We start from the raw sequence: 20,490 nt of genomic DNA, 5'->3' as shown, positions 1-20,490 counted from the left end.
CCTGCGATGAGGCCCTCAACTTCACCGCAGGATCAACTTCTCCTGCACCGCCCGCTGATCCACCTCAACCAGCACCTGCTGCTTGCCGCCGACCCTAACCGCCGCAGGCAGCCCATCGCGATACACAATCCGATTGCCACTCACCGCCGGCACTTTGCTCCCCGGTAACAGTGTGCCCACCAGGTTCAGCGGATCCGCCCCACACACCGCCACCAGACTCCCATCGTGCGCGCGCCGCCGTACCTCGCGCAGCAGGGGAATCGCCTCGGGCAAGGCAAACTGCTCCCCGGCCAAGCCGCTCACAAATCGCCCGCCGCGAATCTCCCCGCGTGCTTCCAGGCGATGAAAGGTGCGCAGCAACTCGCGCCAGCTCGGCAACCAGTCCGCCTCGCGCTCAAGCAGACGCCAGAACACCACGCCGTAGCGGCGCAGCAGGGTCATCGCCACATGTTCTACCGTCTCTGCCGAATGCGGACCGGCAGCGCCGGGCGGGCGGCGGATCAATGCCCAGCGGCCGGCATCGTCCATGCCGCCGATAAACGCACCGCGCCCGCGCCGGCTGCTGCGCGCCTGCCGCTTGCTGGCCGGCGTGGTCAGGGCGCGCAGCCCGGCAAAACTATCGGCGTTCACCAGGCCCGCGCCCACCAGTTCCTGCAACGCAGTTTCCAGCTCGCTGCGCAGCAGATGGGCTTCGTGCACCAGCTCATCAAAAAACAGCGCGCCGTGTTCACGCAGGGCCAGGTGGACTTTCTGTGCCTTGGGCGACAGCGCGGTGCTGTCGACGGGTTCAGTCAGCCCGCTCCACAACCCCACCTGACTGCGCGGCAACAGCACCACCGGGGTGCTGCGCAGTGCCATGGCGCCGGCCTTGTCGCTCAGGCGCATCCACACCAGCTTGCCGCTGCGGCACAGCTCATCGAGCCAGGTGGAGGAATAGCCCTTGATGCGCGCGCTGAGCAGGTCATTGTCCCAGGCCGAGGTGGCGGCAGCAAAGCCTTCGAACTGGCCGATGATCTGCGGCAGCACCGCGCTGCCCTGGCCACGGGTGGCGTCGGACAGGTGCTGCCAGTCGAACAGAAAGCGCATGAAATCCTGCAGCGCCACCGGCTCGATTTCGCGGCGCAGGCGCTTGACCGTGTAGCGATGAATACGCGCCAGCAGGTGCCGTTCGCACCATTGCTCTGCGCTGGCGCCCGGGCTGAAATGCCCACGCAACACGTAGCCTTCCTGTTCCAGCCGTGCCAGCGCCTGGGTCACGGCGGCCACCGGCAGCCCAAGGGGGGCGGCAATCTCGCTCACGCTCAACGGGCCAAAACCACCGAGGCGCGCGCGCAGCACTTCGAGCACCGCGTCCTCGAAGGTCCAGGGCTCATCGAAGCCGGGCAATAACGGCAGGTCGTGGGGATAAATCGCCTGCCAGCAGCTCAGCCGTTCCACGGCTACCCACAGCCCGTTGGGCAACAGATACGCGCGCCCGGCCTTGGCCAGCGCCTGCAGCCACTGCGCCCATGGCGGCGTGACTTCGCTTGCGGCGATGCACGCCAGGCTCATCAGCGCTTCGTGCATTTCATCCGGGCCATGGGGCGTAGGCCAGGCTTCCTCGCGCACGCCGGCAATCGCCTCGGCGTCCAGGGCGCCGAGGTCGTCGGTGCTTTGCGGGTCGCTCCAGCGCCGGTTGAGCACGGCCTGGGTGCGGCGTTCTTCCAGTGGCGCATCGTCGAGAAAGGTGTAGGGCCGCGCGCTGAGAATTTCCGCCGCCATGGGCGAGGGCGCCGGCAGGTCGCGGCTGATCAGGCGCACCTCGCCGCGTTCCATGCGCCGCAGCAGGGCCAGCCAGGCGTCGCTGTCCATGGCTTCGTGCAGGCAGTCGTCGAGGGTCTGTTCCACCAGCGGGTGTTCAGGCACTTCGCGTTCGCCGGCAAGGTTTTCCAGGCAGGCGATCTGGTCGGGAAACACGCTGGCGATCAGGTCTTCGCTTTTCATGCGCTGGATCTGCGGCGCCACCTTGCGCCCGCCGGTGAAACGCGGCAGGGCCAGCGCCACCCCGGCATTCCAGCGCCAGCGCACGCCGAACAACGGCGCGTCCAGCACCGCCTGGATCAGGATATGTTCGGCGCTGTGGCTGTTGAGGTAACGCCACACCTCATCGAGTTCAAAGCTGTGGCTGGTGGACAGCGACAGCACAATCGCGTTTTCACTGGCCGCCGCTTGCAGCTCGAAATTGAACGTGCGGCAAAAGCGCTTGCGCAACGCCAGGCCCCAGGCGCGATTCAGGCGGCTGCCGAACGGCGTGTGGATGATCAACTGGGTGCCGCCGGAGGCATCGAAAAACCGCTCCATGATCAGCGTGTCGCGGGACGGCAATGCGCTCAGGGCCAGACGCGCGCGGGCCAGGTAATCGAGGATCTGCTCGGCGCTGGCGCGGTTCAGGCCCAGGGTGCCGGTGAGCCAGTCCTGCGCCGGTTGCAGGTCGCCGGGGCTGGCGCCGAGCAGGCGGTCCAACTCGCCTTGCAAGCGCGCCACGGCGGCGGACAGCTCGTTGCTGCGCCCGGGCATTTCGCCGAGCCAGAACGGAATGGTCGGCGGCTGGCCATGGGCATCCTCGACGCGCACCTTGCCGGCTTCGACCCGCAGGATGCGGTAGGAGGTATTGCCCAGCTGGAAGATGTCCCCGGCGATGCTTTCCACCGCAAAGTCTTCGTTGACGCTGCCGATGTTCAGGCTCTGGGGTTCGAGCAAAACGCTGTAGTCGGCGTTGTCGGGGATGGTGCCGCCGCTGGTCACGGCGGTCAGCCTGGCGCCCCGGCGGCCGCGCAGGGTGCGGGTCAGGGCGTCGCGGTGCAGGTAGGCGCTGCGGATGCCCTGGCGCCCGTTGTAGCCCTCGGCGAGCATCTGCAGCAGCGCCTGGTAGTGGCGTTCATCCAGCGCGGCGTAGGGCGTGGCGCGGTGGATCAGTGCCAGCAAGTCCTGCTCCGGCCATTCGCGGGCGCTGACTTCGGCGATGATCTGCTGGGCCAGCACGTCCAGCGGCGCGACCGGGATGTGCAAGGTGTCCAGCTCGCCACGGCGCACGCAGTCGAGCAGGGCGGCGCATTCAATCAGGTCGTCGCGGGTGGTCGCGAACAGGCGCCCCTTGGGCGTGCCGCCGACCTGATGGCCGGAGCGTCCAACTCTTTGCAAAAAACCGTTGATGGAACCGGGCGAGCCGATCTGGCACACCAGGTCCACCTCGCCAATATCGATCCCCAGCTCCAGCGACGCGGTGGCGATCAGCACTTGCAGCGCGCCGGCCTTGAGCCGTTGCTCGGCGTCCAGGCGCAGTTCCTTGGCGAGGCTGCCGTGGTGCGCGGCCACAGCGGCCTTGCCCAGGCGCTCGCTCAGGTGACGGGCCAGACGTTCGGCCAAGCGCCGGGTGTTGACGAAAATCAGCGTGGTGCGGTGTTCGCGAGCCAGTGCCGCGAGGCGGTCGTAAACCAGCTCCCAGACGTCATTGGCCATGACCGCCGAGAGCGGCACCGGCGGCACTTCGATACCCAGGTCGCGTGGGCGGGCGTGGCCGATATCGACGATCGCGCACTCGCGCGCGGTACCCACCAGAAACCGCGACACCGCTTCGATGGGCTTTTGCGTGGCCGACAAACCAATGCGCGTCAGCGGCTCGGCGCACACGCCTTGCAGGCGCTCCAGGCTCAGCGCCAGGTGGCTGCCGCGCTTGCCGGCGGCGATGGCGTGGATCTCGTCGACGATGACTGTGCGCGTGCTGGCGAGCATCTGCCTGCCGGAGTCCGAGCCGAGCAGCACGTACAGCGATTCGGGGGTGGTCACCAGGATATGCGGCGCGCGTTTGCGCATCAGCGCGCGGTCCTTTTGCGGGGTGTCGCCGGTGCGCACGGCGGTGCGGATCTCCAGCGGCGCCAGACCCTGGCTCTGCAACTGCGCGCTGATCCCGGCCAGCGGGTTTTGCAGGTTGATCTGGATGTCGTTGGACAGCGCCTTGAGCGGCGACACGTACACCACCTGCGTCGCGTCCGGCAGGTTGCCGCCGTAGGCCAGGCCCTGTTGGACCAGGTCGTCGAGCACCGCGAGGAAGGCCGTGAGGGTCTTGCCCGAGCCGGTCGGTGCGGCGATCAGCGTCGAGCGACGCTGGCGGATCAGCGGCCATGCCAGGGCCTGGGCGCCGGTCACCGCGGGGAAGGTGCTGCGAAACCAGGCGCTGACGGCGGGGTGAAAACCGTCCAATGCCCTGTCCGTTGATTCAGGAAGGTTCATGCAATGATTGATGCCACCGGCTCCAACAAGTTGCAAACGCTTACTTTATCCGTGACGGTTGCGCTACAAACCCGCAAAATGCAACGATTCCGGCTACACCCCACGGTATGGCATACACGTCTGCCGACACTAACCATCGTTCCAAACAGACCGGGCCTGCTCAATCTATGCGAATGCGCCTTATGTTACTGGGCGGCGGGAATGCCCTCGGGCAGGCGCTGATTCGCCTCGGTGCAGAGGAAGACATCGGGTTCCTCTCCCCCAAACCGCCCCAAGACGGCTGGGATGCCGCGAGCCTCACCCAATTGCTCGACGACACCCGTCCCGATGCACTGATCAACCTCGCCTACTATTTCGACTGGTTCCAGGCTGAAGCCGTCAGCGAAACCCGTCTGGCGGCTCAGGAATACGCCATCGAGCGCCTGGCCGAACTGTGTCAGCACCACAGCATCACCTTGCTGCAACCGTCCAGCTACCGCGTATTCGATGGCTCGCGCGCCACTGCCTACAGTGAAAAGGACGATCCGGTGCCGCTGGGCCTGCGCGGCCAGGCGCTGTGGCGCATCGAGCAAAGCGTGCGCGCCACCTGCCCGCAACATGTGCTGCTGCGTTTTGGCTGGCTGCTGGATGACAGCGCCGATGGCACCCTCGGGCGCTTTCTGGCCCAGGCCGAACAACCAGGTGAAATACCGATGGCCGATGATCGACGCGGCAACCCGACGCCGGTGGACGATGCCGCGCGGGTGATCATTTCGGTGCTCAAGCAACTCGATTGCGCAGCGCCCTTGTGGGGCACCTACCACTACGCCGGCCACGAGGCGACCACGCCGCTGGCGCTGGGCCAGGCGATCCTCAGCGAGGCGCGCAGCTTTCGTGCGCTGGCCATCGAGTCCCCCACCGCCCAGGCCCACGCGGCCCGGCCAGATGCGGCGGACGAACCGCAGCACGCGGTGCTGGCCTGCAAGAAAATCCTCCACACCTTCGGCATCAAGCCCCGGGCATGGCGGGCGGGATTGCCGGCGTTGCTGGACCGGTTCTACCGCCATACCTGACACACAAACCAACCCAATGTGGGAGCAGACCTCTGTGGGAGCTGGCTTGCCTGCGATAGCACCACCTCGGTATCACTGATGCACCGAGTTGCTGCTATCGCAGGCAAGCCAGCTCCCACATTGGTGTGTAGAGTCGGTCAGAGCGGCCTTAGAACTTGTAACCAATCCCCACCATATACACCATCGGGTCGACATCCACATTGACCTTGGCCCGGGTGCCCTGGCCCAGCGCGTTGTTATCCACTGTCGCTTTGGTGCTGATGTCGATGTAGCGCGCCTGGGCGTTGATCATCCACTTGTCGTTGATCATGTAATCGGCGCCGATCTGCGCGGACCAGCCCCACGAGTTTTCCGCCTTGAAGTTGCTGAAGCCGGCGTTGGAGGCACGGCTGCCGACATGCTCATCGTAGATCCAGGTGTAGTTGATGCCCGCGCCGACATAGGGTTGGAACGCGGACTGATTGTCCAGCGGGTAATACACCACGCTCAGGGTCGGCGGCAGGTGCTTGAGGGTACCGAGCTTGCCATTGGCGGCGCCGAGGGCGGTGTTCTTGATTTTTACGTCATGCTCGAATGGCGTGGCGGCCAGCAGTTCAAGGCCGACGTGATCGGTGAGCATGTAGGCGAAGTTCAGACCCAACTGGGTATCGCTGCTCATGGTCGCCTTGCCGCCCAGGTTGGCGCCGGCCAAGGGGCCTTGATCCACCTTGACGCTGCTGCTGTCGGCCTTCGGATTCACGGTGATCGCACCGGCGCGAATCAGGATGTCGCCCGCTTGGTGAGCCTGGGCGAGCGGGGCGGCGAGGGCCAGCGCGAAGAGCGACGCGCCGAGCAGAGACTTGTTCATGGGAGCTCCAAAAGGACGTTAAAAGGTGTACGTCCAATGGTAAAGATCGTACCGCTCGATCTTTTGACTCAGCTCAATGAAAGGTTATTCCTGCAGTTCGTACATGTAGATTTTCTCGGCATCCATCTGGTAACCGGCATCGGCCAACTCACTGGACGATGGCTTGACCTGCATCGCGCCCTCGATCCAGTACGGCTGGTACAGCTCATCGAGCTTCACGCCGACTTCGCTTTTCACATGCACGATCTGGTTCGACGGCGGCGGCGGCACGTGGATGCACGCGCCGAAATACGGCACCAGCAAGAACTCGGTGGTGCGGCCTTCTTCGCTGACTTCCAGCGGCACGATATAGCCCGGCAGGCGAATGTGCTTGCCGTCCAGGCTCTGCACTACCGGCGCGTTGGGCAGGTCCTGTTTGGCGGCGGGCGCGGCCTCGACGGACAGGGCATCGGCCATGTTCGACAGGTCGTGCAGCGGTTTCATATTGGGGATTTCCGGCGGCGCGTCCGGCGGGATCATCTCCTGCCAGGACAGATCCCTGGGCTGATCTTGCGCCCAGGCGGGCACGATTATCAGCAGCAGGAACGCAAACAGGGCACGACGCATGGAGACTCCTCAGTGAATAGCTACTAGCCGCAAGCTACACGTAAAAGCCGACTCGCTTGCAGCTTAACGCTTGAAACTTGCAGCTGCGGTTCTACAGCCGTATGGACAGACCATCGGCCAAGGATTGTCGGTAGGCGCGCCAGGCCGGCACGCTGCCCATCAACAACGCTGCGGCGAGAATACCCGCCAGCAGTGTCCATTCATATTCGCTTGGCCATGACATCGGCAGATCCAGGCCATAGTTGGCCTGCAAATAACCGCGCGATGCGGCGATGCACACGTACAACAAGCCTACGCCGGCCACCACGCCGGCGAGCGCCAGGGCGAACGCTTCGAAAATCAGCAGGCTTGCGATATGCCACGGTCGTGCTCCCACCGAACGCAGAATTGCCATTTCGCGGCGGCGCTCGTTGAGACTGGTGAGAATCGCCGTGAGCATGCCGATCAAACCGGTCAGCACCACGAACAGCGAGATCACGAACAGCGCCTTCTCGGCGGTGCCCATCATGCTCCACAGCTCTTGCAGCGCCACGCCGGGCAGGATCGCCAGCATCGGCTCGCCACGGAACTCGTTGATTTCCCGCTGCAGGGCGAAAGTGGAAATCTTGTTGTTCAGGCCCAGCATGAACGCGGTGATCGCCTGCGGGGTGAGGTCCATATTGCGCGCCTGATCGGCGCTGATGCGGCCTTTGCCCTGGGCCGGCACGCCGTTGTGCCAGTCGATGTGGATCGCTTCCATGCCGCCCAGGCTGATGTGCAGCGTGCGGTCGACGGGCGTGGCGGTGCGCTTGAGAATGCCGACTACGGTGAACGGTTTGTCGTCGTGCTTGACCAGGCTGACCACTGCCACGCCGTGGGCCAGCACCAGTTTGTCGCCCAGCTTGTAATGCAGTGCGTCAGCCACTTCAGCGCCCAGCACCACTTCGAAAGGGTCAGTGGCGAAGGCGCGGCCGCTGGCCAGTTCGAGGTTTTGCTTGCGCCCGTACTGGTAGTGCTCGAAATAGGACTGGTTGGTGCCCATCACGCGGTAGCCACGATGGGAGTCGCCGAGGGAAATCGGGATCGCCCATTTCACCTGCGGGCTGGCGGCGAAGTGCTCGAAGCTGTCCCAGCGGATGTTGTTGGTGGCGTTGCCGATGCGAAACACCGAATACAGCAACAGGTTCACCGAACCCGAGCGGGCGCCGACGATCAGGTCGGTGCCACTGATGGTGCTGGCGAAGCTGTTGCGCGCCTCGACCCGCACGCGCTCCACGGCCAGCAGCAGGCACACGGAAAGCGCGATGGCGAAGGCGGTGAGCGTCGCGGTGAAGCGGCGGTTAGCCAGGCTGGCCATGGCTAGACGGAACAGATACATCTCAAACCTCTGCGGGCGTGGCGGCGCGATTGAGTTCGGCCAGCGACAGGTTGCGGTCGAACAGCGCTGCCAGGCTCTGGTCGTGGCTGACGAACAGCAGGCTGGCGCCGGCGTCGCGGCATTCGGCGAACAACAGCTGAAGGAAAGCCTCGCGGGCGTCGTAGTCCAGGGCCGAGGTGGGTTCGTCGGCGATCACCAGCTCCGGCTGGCCGATCAGCGCCCGGGCGGCGGCCACCCGTTGCTGCTGGCCGATGGACAGCGCGTCGGCGCGGCGTTCCAGCAGGTCTTTATCCTTGAGGCCCAGGTGCGCGAGCAGGGCGGCGGCGGCTTTGTCCACACTGCCGTGGCGCTGCCTGGCCCGCTGCGCGCGCACGTTGGAAAAGTGGCAGGGCAGTTCGACGTTTTCGCGCACCGACAAAAACGGCAGCAGGTTGAATTGCTGGAATATGTAGCCGGTGTGATCAACGCGAAAGCGGTCGCGGGCGCCGGCCGAGAGTTCGGTGAGTTCCTGGCCGAGCAGGCGAATGCTGCCCCGGCTGGGCTTGTGCACACCGCCCAGCAGCCCCAGTAGGGTGGTCTTGCCACTGCCGCTGGGGCCTTTGAGAAACAGGGTTTCGCCGCGTTCCAGACGGAACGCGGGAATGTCCAGCAACTGCGGGTGACCGGGCCAGTTGAAGCCCAGGTCAGACAGTTCGATCAAGGCTTGGGTCATGGGCAATCAGAACTTCAGGGTGGCAGCTGTGGCCGTTGCGTCGACACCTTGCTGGCCGCTCGGGCCAATCAGTTGTACCTGAATTTTCTTGGTGGCGGGGAAGGTCTTGAACACCTGGGTCAGGTCCAGGTTGCTCAGCGCAGTCGGCGTGGCGCAGGTGAACTGGTAATGCGCGTGGATTTCGCTGTGGTCGTGATGATGTTCGTGGGCCGCTGCGCCCTTGCCGTCGGTGGCATGGTCGTCAGCATCATCGTCATCGTCGTGATCGGCTTCAGGCTTGTCGCCAAACAACGGGCTGTTGAGTTCCTGGGTGCTCACCACGCAGCCGGCCGCCTTGGGCAGGTTGAACAGGGCCAATGGGTTTTCCAGTTGCTTGCGCGCGGCGGCGACCTTGGCCTTGTCAGCGGCGGTGGTGGCCAGGTGTTCGAAACCCACCAGGTTCATGGCCGGGCTTTCCAGCTCAAGCTCCAGGGTCTGACCATCGAGCACGGCGTTGAGGCGGCCTACGCCATGTTCGTGGGCTCCGAGGCTGCCGTGTTCGTGGTCGTGATCTTCATGGGCATGGGCCACAGCCAGTGGCAGCAGGGCAAACGGCAAAGCGAGCAGCAGACGGCGCATGGGAAGGCTCCAGAACATGAAAGGTTTGTTATGTGATCTTATAACAATAATGGCGAGAGTTTGACCGCGCGCTTGGCGTTGCGCAAGCCGCATGGGAGCATGCCCGTCAGAAAAAATGCAGGAGAAAAGACGATGTTGCGAATTCGTGGAACCGTCGGCGACCTGCCGGTGGACTTGACCCTGGAGCTGGACGACGGCGACTGGGCCAAGCTGGGCGCGCAGTTGCAGGCTGCTCCGGCGCCGAGTACACCAGCTGCTGCGCCGGTTAGGCAGGATGACGACCTGTGGCAGAACGCCCAGGCGCTGTTGCGCAACGCCGGGCAGTTAAGCGGCCTGGAGTTGCTTGATCAGTTGGAAGGGGTGGCCGGTGATGCGGCGACGGGCAAGCGCCTGCTGGTGCGCCTGCGCCATAGCGCCAAGGTCAAGGTGAGCAGCGGCGGGGATACGCCGCTGTACAGTTGGGTCGGCGATTAATACAACGCGGCGAACAACTTGCGGCGGTACACGGTCACCAGCGGGTGTTCATTGCCCAGCAACTCGAACACCTGCAGCAGGGTCTTGTGCGGCAGACCTTCGCTGTAGCTGCGGTTGCGGATGAACAGCTTGAGCAGGCCTTCGAGCGCCGCGTCGTATTGCTGGCGCGCCAGTTGCTGAATGCTCAACTGGTAGGCTGCTTCGTCGTCCTGCGGGTTCTGCGCCAGACGGCTTTTCAGGTCGGCGGCGTCCGGCAGGTCGGCGGCCTGGCGCAGGAAGGTGATCTGCGCCTTGGCGCCGGCGAGGGCGGCTTTGTGAGCGTCGCCGCTGACCGCGTCCAGCACGGCCTGGGCTTCGCCCAATTCACCGCGTTCGGCCAGGCAGCGCGCATACAGGATCAGCGCGGCGGCGTTGGTATTGTCTTCACCGAGCAGCGTCACCAGCAGCGCCTCGGCATCGCTGATTCGACCTTCGGCAAACAGCGTCTGGGCCTGCTCCAGCGGGTCGGCCGCCGCCGGTGGCGGCATCTGCACGTGGGGCTCGAGCATCGCGCGCACCGCCGATTCCGGCTGCGCGCCGGCAAATCCGTCCACCGGCTGGCCATCCTTGAACAGCACCACCGTCGGCAGGCTTTGAATGCCGAAACGCGCGACGATGTCCGATTCCGCTTCGCAGTCGACCTTGGCCAGCAACAACTCACCCTGATAACTCTCGGCAATTTGCGCCAGCATCGGCATCAACGCCTTGCACGGCGCACACCACTCGGCCCAGAAATCCACCAGCACGGGTTTTTCGAAAGAGTTCTGAATCACCGCCTGTTCGAAGTTGGCGGTGGTGACGTCGAAGATGTACGGCGTGGGTTCACTCATGGGGCGTCTCTAATAGAGCGGGAATGGGGGCAACTATAAGGGCTGGCGCCATTGGCTGAAAGCGCAGTGCAGGCAAGATCGCTATCGCAGGCAAGCCAGCTCCCACAAAAAAAACGCGGCCACATGTGGGCGCGGGCTTGCCCGCGATGCCCTCAAGCGCGCCGCGCATGGTACAGGCTCGCTTTGCGAAACTCCCAAGGCTCGGCCAGGTCCGGCAGCGTCAAGCCATCAAGGATCTCCAGGCGTCGATAATCGGCGTGCTGAAAATCCCGCACCCGCGAATCCGCCACCAATGCCTCGCGGCCTCGGGTGAGGAAGTGGTCCAGCAGCGGCAGGTTGGCGCGGTCGTACAGCACATCGGCGACGAGGATCAGATCGAAACGGTCGGCTTCGGCAAAAAAATCCGCCGAATAGCCCAACTGCACGCCATTGAGTTCGGCATTTGCCCGGCAGGCCGCCAGTGCCAGCGGGTCCAGGTCGCACGCCACCACTTCCAGCGCGCCTGCTTTGGCCGCCGCAATTGCGGCCACGCCGGAACCGGCGCCAAAGTCCAGCACCCGCTTGCCGGCCACCCACTGCGGGTTCGCCGCCAGATAGCGCGCTAGCGCCAGGCCGCTGGCCCAGCAGAAACTCCAATACGGCGGCTCATGGAGGATGCGCCGGGTTTCTTCCTGGCTGAATGCACGGTTCATGTTGTCGGCGTTCAGCAGCCACAGCGAAAGCGCAGTGCCCGGCAGCGCGCAAGGCAGCAATTGCGCGTCGCCGATCAGTTGGCTCAAGGCGCGTTGCAGGTCCAGCGGTGGCGTCATGGCGCCTTGACGAGCTGCAGGGGGCCGGTGGTTTGTGTGATCGCCTGGGTGATGCGCACGGCGGGCAGGTGCAGGATCAACTGGCCGGACTGGCTGGCGCGGCCACGCAATTCAACCCGTGCACCAGCCGGGAAGGCCTCGGGGTTGAAGCGCAGGCGAAACGCCAGGGGCTTGCCGTTGCCGGTCAGCACGCTGCTGGCGAGCAGTTGTTGTGGGCGCGAGCGTTCGTCGATCACCAACAGGGCCATCTCGACTTCGGCACCGGCCGGTACGTTGGTCAGGTTGCCGCTGATTTCACGCTGATAGGCGGGCAGGGGGCCGACCTCTTCAATGCCCGGCACTTTTTTCTCCTGCGCGGGGGCAGGCACCGGTGCGGCGGGCTTGGGGGCTTCGCTGCTGCAGGCGACCAGAAAACCGAGCAGAGTGAGCAAAACAAGTGGTCGTAACTGCATGTACAGCTCCAGGAAGGACTAAATCCGTGAAGTGAAAGGTAACAAACATATAAGCCTGCCTATATACCGTAAAGGCTATGGCTTGTCTTGCCACGGGGATGCGCTACCATGGCCCTCCCATTTTTTGTTGCCTGCCCACCATGCACTGTCCCTTCTGCGGTGCCAACGACACCAAGGTCATTGATTCGCGTCTGGTCGCCGAGGGCGATCAAGTGCGTCGTCGGCGCGAATGCCTGGCGTCTGGCTGCGGTGAACGTTTCACCACCTTCGAAACCGCCGAACTGGTATTGCCCCGTCTGATCAAGTCCGACGGCAGCCGCCAGCCTTTCGACGAAGACAAACTGCGCGCCGGTATGCAGCGCGCCCTGGAAAAACGCCCGGTGAGTGTCGAGCGCCTGGAAGCGGCGCTGGTGCACATCAAGCACAAGCTGCGCGCGACCGGCGAGCGCGAGGTCAAAAGCCTGGTGGTGGGCGAGCTGGTGATGGGCGAGCTGCAAAAGCTCGACGAAGTCGCCTATATCCGTTTCGCTTCCGTGTATCGACGCTTCCAGGACCTCAACGAGTTCCGCGAAGAGATCGACCGCCTGGCGCGTGAGCCGTCCAAGCAATGAGCCCTGAACAGGCGGTACTCGACGCCCACTACATGGCCCGCGCCCTGGAACTGGCGCGCAAGGGCCTGTACACCACCCATCCCAACCCGCGCGTGGGCTGCGTGATCGTGCGTGACGGGCAAATTGTCGGCGAAGGCTGGCATGAGCGCACCGGCGAACCCCATGCCGAGCCCAACGCCCTGCGCGCTGCAGGTAGCAAGGCGCGCGGCGCCACGGTGTACGTGACCCTCGAACCCTGCAGCCACCATGGCCGCACGCCGCCCTGCGCCGATGCGCTGGTGACGGCCGGTGTCGCGCGGGTGGTGGCCGGCATGCAGGATCCCAACCCGGAAGTGGCCGGGCGCGGTATGCAACGCCTGGCCCAGGCCGGTATCGAGGTGCGCAGCGGCGTGCTGGAAACCGAAGCGCGGGCGCTTAACCCCGGCTTTCTCAAGCGCATGGAACATGGCCTGCCGTTCGTGCGGGTCAAGTTGGCGATGAGCCTGGACGGGCGCACCGCGATGGCCAGCGGCGAAAGCCAATGGATCACCGGCCCCGCCGCCCGCGCCGCCGTGCAGCGCCTGCGTGCTCAAGCCAGCGTGGTATTGACTGGCGCCGACACCGTGCTGGCCGACGGTGCGCGCCTGACCGTGCGCGCCGCCGAACTCGGTCTCGATCCCGAAACCACCGCCCTGGCCATGTCGCGCCCGCCGCTGCGCGTGCTGATCGACGGCCGTCTGCGCGTGCCGCTCAACGCGCCATTTTTCAAGGCCGGTCCGGCGCTGGTGATCACCTGCGTCACCGCGCAAAACCAGTTCCCCCGTGGCCCCGAATGCCTGGTGGTGCCAGGCGTTGAGGGTCAGGTTGACCTGCGCGCGGCGCTGGTGGCGCTGGCAGCGCGTGGCGTCAACGAGGTGCTGGTGGAAGCCGGCCCGAGCCTGGCCGGTGCATTTGCCCAGCAGGGCCTGGTGGACGAATACGTGATTTTCGTCGCCGGCAAGTTTCTGGGCTCCGCCGCCCGGCCGTTGCTGGACTGGCCGCTTGAGAAGCTGGCCGATGCCCCCCAACTCAAGATCACTGACCTGCGCGCTGTGGGCGACGACTGGCGAGTCACTGCCATCCCTGTGCCAGCAGCGAGCGTATAATTCTGACCGGGCTCAGGCGCCCGTCCCCCGTTTTCAGGAGAACGACATGTTCACCGGCATCATCGAATCCATCGGCAGCATCCGGGCAATGACCCCCAAAGGCGGTGATATCCGCCTGCTGGTTGAAACCGGCAAGCTCGATCTGGGCGACGTCAAACTGGGCGACAGCATTGCGGTGAGTGGCGTATGCCTCACCGTCGTTGAATTACCGGGCAACGGTTTTGCCGCCGATGTGAGCCGCGAAACCCTGGACTGCACCGCGATGAGCGACCTCAAGGCCGGCAGTCCGGTCAACCTGGAAAAAGCCCTCACGCCGACCACGCGCCTGGGCGGCCACCTGGTCAGCGGCCACGTCGACGGTGTCGGCGAAGTGGTCGCGCGCAGCGAAAACGCCCGGGCCGTGGAGTTTCGCATCCGCGCACCCAAAGAGCTGGCCAAGTACATCGCCCACAAAGGTTCGGTCACCGTGGACGGCACCAGCCTGACCGTGAACGCCGTGAATGGCGCCGAATTCGAGCTGACCATCATTCCCCACACCCTCAGCGAAACCATCATGGCGTCCTACCAGCCGGGTCGCCGTGTGAATCTGGAAGTGGACTTGCTGGCCCGTTACCTGGAGCGCCTGTTGATGGGCGATAAGGCCGCAGAGCCAACATCCGGGAACATCACCGAAAGTTTTTTGGCCGCCAACGGCTACCTTAAATCCTGACCAAGGGGGTGCCGCGTGGCGCTCAACAGCATCGAAGAACTGGTTGAAGACATCCGCCAAGGCAAGATGGTCATCCTCATGGATGACGAAGACCGCGAGAACGAAGGCGACATCATCATGGCCGCCGAGGCCTGCAAGGCCGAGCACATCAACTTCATGGCCAAGCACGCCCGCGGGCTGATATGCATGCCCATGAGCCGCGAGCGCTGCGAACTGCTCAAGTTGCCGTTGATGGCGCCGCGCAACGGTTCGGGGTTCGGCACCAAGTTCACCGTGTCCATCGAAGCCTCCACCGGCGTCACCACCGGCATCTCCGCCGCTGACCGCGCGCGCACCGTGCAGGCTGCTGCCGCGCGTGATGCCAAGGCCGAAGACATCGTCAGCCCCGGCCATATCTTCCCGCTGATGGCCCAACCGGGCGGCACCCTGGCGCGTGCCGGCCACACCGAGGCAGCCTGCGACCTGGCGCGCATGGCCGGGTTCGAGCCCAGCGGCGTAATCTGCGAAGTGATGAACGACGACGGCACCATGGCCCGTCGCAGTGAACTCGAGACCTTTGCGGCCGAACACAACCTCAAGATCGGCACCATCGCCGACCTGATCCACTACCGCATGATCCACGAACGTACCGTTCAGCGGATTGCCGAGCAGCCGCTGGACAGCGAACTGGGCCAGTTCAATCTGGTGACCTACCGCGATTCGGTGGAAGGCGATGTGCACATGGCCCTCACCCTGGGCAGCATCAGCGCCGACGAACCGACCCTGGTGCGGGTGCACAACATGGATCCGCTGCGCGACCTGCTGATGGTCAAGCAACCGGGTCGCTGGAGCCTGCGCGCCGCCATGGCGGCGGTGTCCGAGGCCGGCAGCGGCGTGGTGCTGTTGCTCGGCAACCCGGTGGATGGTGATGTTCTGCTTGCGCATATTCGTGAAACCGCCGAGCACTCGCAGATCAAGACGCCGACCACCTACAGCATCGTTGGTGCCGGTTCGCAGATCCTGCGCGACCTGGGCGTGCGCAAAATGCGCCTGATGAGCGCGCCGATGAAATTTAATGCGATATCCGGATTCGACCTGGAAGTTGTAGAATACGTGCCCTCCGAATAAAGCCCGGCGATTTTTGCCCCTTGTTCGCGGTTAACACATCACTGAGGGACGCATTTTTCGCGTCCCTGCTCTTTAAGAGATTTGTCGAATGACCCTGAAGACCATCGAAGGTACCTTCATCGCCCCCAAAGGCCGCTACGCCCTGGTGGTTGGCCGCTTCAACAGCTTCGTGGTTGAAAGCCTGGTGAGCGGTGCCGTGGACGCCCTGGTTCGCCACGGTGTGAGCGAAAGCGATATCACCCTGATCCGTGCCCCTGGCGCCTTCGAAATTCCACTGGTTGCGCAAAAAGTTGCTCAGCAAGGTGAATACGCGGCGATCATCGCCCTGGGCGCTGTGATTCGTGGCGGTACTCCGCACTTCGAATACGTTGCCGGTGAATGCACCAAGGGCCTGGCCCAGGTGTCCATGGAGTTCGGCGTGCCCGTCGCGTTCGGCGTGCTGACCGTGGATTCCATCGAGCAGGCCATCGAGCGTTCCGGCACCAAAGCCGGTAACAAAGGCGCAGAAGCCGCCTTGTCCGCCCTGGAAATGGTCAGCCTGCTGTCGCAGTTGGAGGCCAAGTGATTTCCGACGACGGCGACAACTTCAACCCACGCGACCCGCGCCCCGCGGACGCCGGCAAGCCCTCGAAAAACGAAAAGCGCCGTGCTGCGCGCCAGCTGGCCACCCAGGCGCTGTACCAGCGTCAGATGGCAGGCACCTCGTTGACCGAAATCGAAGCGCAGTTTCGCGTCGATAACGACTTCACGTTCGCGGACCTGCCGTACTTCCACGACATTCTGCACGGTGTGCACGCCAACCTGAGCGAGATCGACGCGGCCCTGGCCCCGTGCCTGGACCTGACCATCGAAGAGCTCGATCCGGTTGAGCTGTGCGTCATGCGCCTGTCCGCCTGGGAACTGCTCAAGCGCGTCGACGTACCGTACCGTGTGGTGATCAACGAAGGCATCGAACTGGCGAAAGTCTATGGTTCGACCGACGGCCACAAGTTCGTCAACGGCGTGCTCGACAAGCTGGCCCCGCGCCTGCGTGAAGCCGAAGTAAAGGCCTACAAGCGCTGATGTGCGCTTGAGTCCGGCATGGGCGAGTTCGAGCTGATCCGCAATTACTTCGCCGCCGCGCCCTGTGCGCAGGGCGGCGAAGGCATCGCTCTTGGGATCGGCGATGACTGCGCCTTGCTGGCGTTGCCTCCCGGCGAACAACTGGCGGTTTCCACCGATACGCTGGTGGCCGGTGTACATTTTGCCGACCCCTGTGACCCGTTTCTGCTCGGCCAGCGCTCGTTGGCCGTGGCGGTGAGCGACCTGGCTGCCATGGGCGCCAATCCCCTTGCATTCACCCTTGCCCTGACTACTCCGACCGTCGATGCCAATTGGCTGCAACGCTATGCCCAGGGTTTGAACGCCATGGCGCAACGCTGCGGCGTAGGGTTAGTGGGAGGCGACACCACGCGCGGCCCGCTGAGCCTGACCCTGACTGTATTTGGTCGTGTACCGGCCGGCCAGGCGTTGACCCGCAGCGGCGCGCAGCCGGGTGATCTGCTCTGTGTGGGTGGCGAGCTGGGCAATGCCGCCGGCGCCTTGCCGTTGGTGTTGGGCCAGCGCACGGCGGATGCGACCATTGCCGAACCCTTGCTGGCCCATTACTGGTCGCCGCAACCGCAACTGGCCCTGGGGGTGGCGCTGCGCGGCAAGGCGACCTCGGCCATGGACATCTCCGACGGCCTGCTGGCCGACTGCGGGCATATCGCCAGAGCATCGGCGGTCAGCCTGCTGATCGAGCGACAGGCGCTGCCGTTGTCTGCAGCCTTGCTGGCGTTTGTCGGCGACAACGAGGCCCGCGTGGCCGCGTTGAGTGGCGGCGATGACTATGTGCTGGTGTTCACATTGCCGGCAGCCACGCTGGCGCCGTTGCTGGCCGGTGGCTGGCCGATCCATGTGATCGGCCGGGTCGCGGCGGGGCAGGGCGTGACGCTGCACGATGCCCATGGGCGCGACGTTACGCCGGTGGTTCGTGGCTATCAGCATTTTCACGACGCGCCCTAGTCCGGCGTCCTGCGCTACCCTTTAACCGATTATTACCCTGCGGGAGACCGTCACCATGGATGTGCGCCCCTGGCTGTTGATCCTCCTGTGCGTTGTCGCGTCCTGGGTGCAGGCGCACGAACCGCCAGTGCCGGGCAAGATCATGCTGGCCAGTGAGGAGTGGGACAACTACACCAACCGCGATGGCAGCGGTCTTGGCTGGGAAGTGTTGCGCCAGGTGTTCGAGCCCGCCGGCATCGCCCTGCAAACCCGCAGCGTGCCGTATACCCGTGCGGTCGGCCTGACCCGGCGTGGCGAAGTGGACGGTTGGGTCGGCTCCTATCGCGACGAGACCGAAGGCGTGTTGTACCCGGATTTGCCCTTTGACGCCGATCACGTCTACGCCCTGGGGCTTTCGACGACGCCTGCGCCAACCCCAGCAACGTTGGGGCATTACCGCCTGGCCTGGGTGCGCGGCTATAAATACGAGGATTACCTGACCAATGTGCACCGCTTCAACCAGATTCAGCGGCGCGACGGGATCCTGCCGATGCTGGAGCATGGTCGCGCCGACTTCTACATCGACTCGCTCAACGAAGCCCGATACGTCCTCGGCCAGGCGGCCGACCCCGGGAAATTCAGGCTCACCCCCATCATCGAATTGCCGCTCTACGTGGGCTTTGCCGATAACGAGCGGGGGCGTGCATTGATGGCGGTGTACGACCAGCGCATGGCTGCGCTGGTCAAAAGCGGGGAGCTGAAGCCGATCTTCCAGCGCTGGAAGCTGCCCTATCCGTTCTGACGTGCATAGAACCGCGGCGAAGGCCAATCGAACCGATTGATCTTGATCAGCGCTCATTGAGCTTAAGCGTCTACCGGAACCTGCTGTACAATGCCCGCCTCTGTGAAATCTGAAATCAGGAGCACACGGTGCCCGTCGTTTTCGTCGCCGCTTCCAAGCTGCCTACCCCTTTTGCCACGTTCACCATGAACGGCTTTCTTGAAGAAGCCACCGGGCGCGAGCACGTTGTGCTGAGCCTGGGCGATATCGCTGATGGCGAGCCGGTATTGGGCCGTGTGCATTCCGAGTGCCTTACCGGCGATGCCTTGTTCAGCCAGCGTTGCGACTGCGGTTCGCAACTGGAAGCGGCGCTGCAGGCCATCGCCCGCGAAGGCCGTGGCGTGTTGCTGTATCTGCGCCAGGAGGGCCGTGGTATTGGCCTGATGAACAAGATCCGCGCCTATGAGCTGCAAGATGGCGGCGCCGATACCGTTGAGGCCAACGAACGGCTGGGCTTTGCCGCCGACCAGCGTGACTATGGGATCTGCCTGCCGATGCTGGAGCACCTGGGCGTGAAATCCCTGCGCTTGATGACCAACAACCCGCGCAAGGTCAAGGCCCTCACCGAGATGGGCATCACCGTCGCCGAGCGCGTGCCGCTGCACACCGGGCACAATCCTCACAACAAGCTTTACCTGGCCACCAAGGCCAGCAAGCTCGACCACATGATGGGCAACGAGCACCAGGGCGAGGTCGACCGCGCGTGACTCGCGGCCAGGTGAAACGGCGACTGTCCGTCAACTGGTGGCAGTACCTGGCCCTGGCGTTGCTGCCTTTGTTCGTGATCAACCTGGTGTTCGGTCGCGCCCAATCCCTGCTTCCGATGCTGGCCATGCCGTTCTTCATTGCCGGCGTGGCCTCGATGTTTCTCAGCCTGCGCTATTTCAATGGCTATAAACACGCGCTGATCGCCACCTCCAAAGCCCTTGATACCCCCGAAGAACCCGCCGCCTGGATCACCCTCGCGGCTCGCCGCCGCACTGCTTTGATGGTGGCGGCGTTGCCTGCCTGGATCGGCGCATTGGCGGTATTCGTCGGCCTGGAGGCGGTGCCGTTGTTCCTGCTGGCGCTGTCGACGACGGTATTGTTCTATCTCTACCGCATCCCGCGTCAATTGGGATGAAACGCTATTGGCTGGCGCTGCTGCTGGCGTTCAGTGCCCAGGTATTGGCCGCCGAGCGGGTCGTCAGCCTGGCACCGTCACTCTCTGAAATCATGCTGGAAGTGGGCGCTGCTGATTTACTGGTGGGCTTGCTCGATGGCGGTGAGCGTCCGCCGGCGTTGGTGAACGTGCCCTCGGTCGGGCGTTACGGACAGCTGGACATGGAGCGCCTGCTGAGCCTGCAACCCGACCTGATCCTGCTGTGGCCCGGCAGCGTCGGCCCGGCCCAGCGTGAACAGCTGCAACGCCTGAAAATCCCCGTGTACGTCGCTGAACCCCACAGCCTTGAGCAACTGGCCAGTCAGGTGCAGGCCATTGCCGAGCAGGTGGGCCGGGCCGATGCAGGTCGTCAGCTCGCCACCCGGCTGCGCCAGCGCTTGCTTGAATTGCGCCAGCGCTACCAGCGCGCCGAACCGGTGCGGGTGTTTTATCAGGTGTGGAATCAGCCGCTGTATACCGTGGGCGGTGGGCAGATCATCAGTGACGCGCTGGCGGTATGCGGGGCCCGCAACGTGTTCGACGACCTCACGCTGCCGGCGCCGCAGGTCAGCGTCGAGTCGGTGCTGCAGCGCAACCCCGAGGTGATCCTGGCGGGAGATGAGCGTCAACTGGACGCCTGGAAGGCCTGGCCGCAGATCGCCGCAGTGGCGCAAGGGCGCTTGCTGCGGGTGCCCGACAAAGGCCTGGAGCGGCCCAGCGGGCAAATGGTCGACGCGGTGGCCAAACTCTGCGAGTTGATTGGGCAGCAACGTGAGCCGGCGCGGTAAACCTTTTCCTACCTCCTGTTGAGATTTGTCGGTCGGGTGATTTCGGCGGCGCGACGCTAGGCTGCTGCTGCGCGCGATG

22 protein-coding genes are annotated in these 20,490 nt (G+C 64.5%); 13 read left to right on the top strand and 9 right to left on the bottom strand.

Going from position 1 to position 20,490, the window contains the following annotated elements; translation table 11 throughout:
• Positions 1-21 precede the first annotated feature (21 nt).
• Positions 22-4,269, bottom strand: a complete 4,248-nt coding sequence (locus TU75_RS17075; RefSeq protein ID WP_060549574.1) for an Lhr family helicase — start codon at positions 4,267-4,269, stop codon at positions 22-24.
• Between the two features lie 167 nt (positions 4,270-4,436).
• On the opposite strand from TU75_RS17075, the gene TU75_RS17070 reads away from it, so the two are divergent.
• Positions 4,437-5,321 carry a sugar nucleotide-binding protein gene (locus TU75_RS17070; protein WP_003232470.1) on the top strand — a complete coding sequence of 295 codons (885 nt, stop codon included), beginning with the start codon at positions 4,437-4,439 and terminating at the stop codon, positions 5,319-5,321.
• Between the two features lie 148 nt (positions 5,322-5,469).
• On the opposite strand, the gene TU75_RS17065 is transcribed toward TU75_RS17070, so the two are convergent.
• The 5 genes from TU75_RS17065 to TU75_RS17045 form a co-directional block, all read right to left on the bottom strand.
• Positions 5,470-6,168, bottom strand: a complete 699-nt coding sequence (locus tag TU75_RS17065; protein WP_060549573.1) for an OmpW/AlkL family protein — start codon at positions 6,166-6,168, stop codon at positions 5,470-5,472.
• A gap of 84 nt (positions 6,169-6,252) precedes the next feature.
• Entirely contained in the window at positions 6,253-6,774 is a 522-nt protein-coding gene (locus TU75_RS17060) for a DUF3299 domain-containing protein (protein ID WP_003232474.1), read from the bottom strand.
• A gap of 91 nt (positions 6,775-6,865) precedes the next feature.
• Positions 6,866-8,131 carry an ABC transporter permease gene (locus TU75_RS17055; protein WP_060549572.1) on the bottom strand — a complete coding sequence of 422 codons (1,266 nt, stop codon included), beginning with the start codon at positions 8,129-8,131 and terminating at the stop codon, positions 6,866-6,868.
• Between the two features lies 1 nt (position 8,132).
• Positions 8,133-8,843 carry an ABC transporter ATP-binding protein gene (locus tag TU75_RS17050; protein WP_003232478.1) on the bottom strand — a complete coding sequence of 237 codons (711 nt, stop codon included), beginning with the start codon at positions 8,841-8,843 and terminating at the stop codon, positions 8,133-8,135.
• 6 nt (positions 8,844-8,849) lie between these two features.
• Positions 8,850-9,461: a DUF2796 domain-containing protein gene (locus tag TU75_RS17045; protein ID WP_003232482.1), complete on the bottom strand. Its 612-nt coding sequence runs from the start codon at positions 9,459-9,461 to the stop codon at positions 8,850-8,852.
• Between the two features lie 132 nt (positions 9,462-9,593).
• Here TU75_RS17045 and TU75_RS17040 point away from each other — a divergent pair, with 132 nt between their 5' ends.
• Positions 9,594-9,935 carry a hypothetical protein gene (locus tag TU75_RS17040; protein WP_003232484.1) on the top strand — a complete coding sequence of 114 codons (342 nt, stop codon included), beginning with the start codon at positions 9,594-9,596 and terminating at the stop codon, positions 9,933-9,935.
• Here TU75_RS17040 and trxA read toward each other — a convergent pair.
• The 3 genes from trxA to TU75_RS17025 all read right to left on the bottom strand — a co-directional run bounded on the left by trxA (position 9,932) and on the right by TU75_RS17025 (position 12,065).
• Entirely contained in the window at positions 9,932-10,804 is an 873-nt protein-coding gene (trxA, locus tag TU75_RS17035; RefSeq protein WP_015373059.1) for a thioredoxin, read from the bottom strand. The two genes, TU75_RS17040 and trxA, sit on opposite strands and share 4 nt — an antisense overlap.
• Positions 10,805-10,956: 152 nt before the next feature.
• The gene (locus TU75_RS17030) at positions 10,957-11,613 is read right to left on the bottom strand and encodes a class I SAM-dependent methyltransferase (RefSeq protein WP_060549571.1); all 657 of its coding nucleotides are present in this window, start codon (positions 11,611-11,613) and stop codon (positions 10,957-10,959) included.
• Entirely contained in the window at positions 11,610-12,065 is a 456-nt protein-coding gene (locus TU75_RS17025) for a YbaY family lipoprotein (RefSeq protein WP_003232489.1), read from the bottom strand. The genes TU75_RS17030 and TU75_RS17025 overlap by 4 nt, the downstream gene beginning before the upstream one ends.
• Before the next feature lie 140 nt (positions 12,066-12,205).
• Here TU75_RS17025 and nrdR point away from each other — a divergent pair, with 140 nt between their 5' ends.
• The 11 genes from nrdR (at position 12,206) to TU75_RS16970 (ending at position 20,411) form a co-directional block, all read left to right on the top strand.
• Positions 12,206-12,676 carry a transcriptional regulator NrdR gene (gene nrdR, locus TU75_RS17020; protein WP_003232491.1) on the top strand — a complete coding sequence of 157 codons (471 nt, stop codon included), beginning with the start codon at positions 12,206-12,208 and terminating at the stop codon, positions 12,674-12,676.
• Positions 12,673-13,800, top strand: a complete 1,128-nt coding sequence (gene ribD / locus TU75_RS17015; RefSeq protein WP_003232492.1) for a bifunctional diaminohydroxyphosphoribosylaminopyrimidine deaminase/5-amino-6-(5-phosphoribosylamino)uracil reductase RibD — start codon at positions 12,673-12,675, stop codon at positions 13,798-13,800. Before nrdR ends, ribD begins: the two co-directional genes overlap by 4 nt.
• A 46-nt stretch (positions 13,801-13,846) precedes the next feature.
• Positions 13,847-14,509 (top strand): riboflavin synthase, encoded by a 663-nt coding sequence (locus TU75_RS17010; protein ID WP_003232494.1) that lies wholly within the window; start codon positions 13,847-13,849, stop codon positions 14,507-14,509.
• Positions 14,510-14,524: 15 nt separating this feature from the next.
• Positions 14,525-15,616 (top strand): bifunctional 3,4-dihydroxy-2-butanone-4-phosphate synthase/GTP cyclohydrolase II, encoded by a 1,092-nt coding sequence (gene ribBA / locus TU75_RS17005; protein ID WP_060549570.1) that lies wholly within the window; start codon positions 14,525-14,527, stop codon positions 15,614-15,616.
• Positions 15,617-15,704: 88 nt separating this feature from the next.
• Positions 15,705-16,181, top strand: a complete 477-nt coding sequence (gene ribH, locus TU75_RS17000) for a 6,7-dimethyl-8-ribityllumazine synthase (RefSeq protein ID WP_003194576.1) — start codon at positions 15,705-15,707, stop codon at positions 16,179-16,181.
• The gene (gene nusB / locus TU75_RS16995; RefSeq protein ID WP_003232499.1) at positions 16,178-16,678 is read left to right on the top strand and encodes a transcription antitermination factor NusB; all 501 of its coding nucleotides are present in this window, start codon (positions 16,178-16,180) and stop codon (positions 16,676-16,678) included. Before ribH ends, nusB begins: the two co-directional genes overlap by 4 nt.
• An 18-nt stretch (positions 16,679-16,696) precedes the next feature.
• Positions 16,697-17,662, top strand: coding sequence for a thiamine-phosphate kinase (gene thiL / locus TU75_RS16990; protein ID WP_060549569.1), 966 nt, complete (start codon positions 16,697-16,699; stop codon positions 17,660-17,662).
• 55 nt (positions 17,663-17,717) lie between these two features.
• Positions 17,718-18,443: a substrate-binding periplasmic protein gene (locus TU75_RS16985; RefSeq protein ID WP_060549568.1), complete on the top strand. Its 726-nt coding sequence runs from the start codon at positions 17,718-17,720 to the stop codon at positions 18,441-18,443.
• 128 nt (positions 18,444-18,571) lie between these two features.
• A complete protein-coding gene (gene ribA, locus TU75_RS16980) occupies positions 18,572-19,189 on the top strand; it encodes a GTP cyclohydrolase II (RefSeq protein ID WP_003232505.1) in 618 nt (205 codons plus the stop codon).
• A complete protein-coding gene (locus tag TU75_RS16975) occupies positions 19,186-19,605 on the top strand; it encodes a nuclear FMR1 interacting 1 family protein (RefSeq protein WP_015373054.1) in 420 nt (139 codons plus the stop codon). Before ribA ends, TU75_RS16975 begins: the two co-directional genes overlap by 4 nt.
• Positions 19,602-20,411: a cobalamin-binding protein gene (locus TU75_RS16970; RefSeq protein WP_060549567.1), complete on the top strand. Its 810-nt coding sequence runs from the start codon at positions 19,602-19,604 to the stop codon at positions 20,409-20,411. The genes TU75_RS16975 and TU75_RS16970 overlap by 4 nt, the downstream gene beginning before the upstream one ends.
• Positions 20,412-20,490 lie beyond the last annotated feature (79 nt).

The organism is Pseudomonas poae, from assembly GCF_001439785.1.
Classification (GTDB): Bacteria; Pseudomonadota; Gammaproteobacteria; order Pseudomonadales; family Pseudomonadaceae; genus Aquipseudomonas; species Aquipseudomonas poae.
The sequence above is the reverse complement of the archived record's forward strand: the minus strand, read 5'-3'. Positions and strand labels throughout refer to the sequence as shown.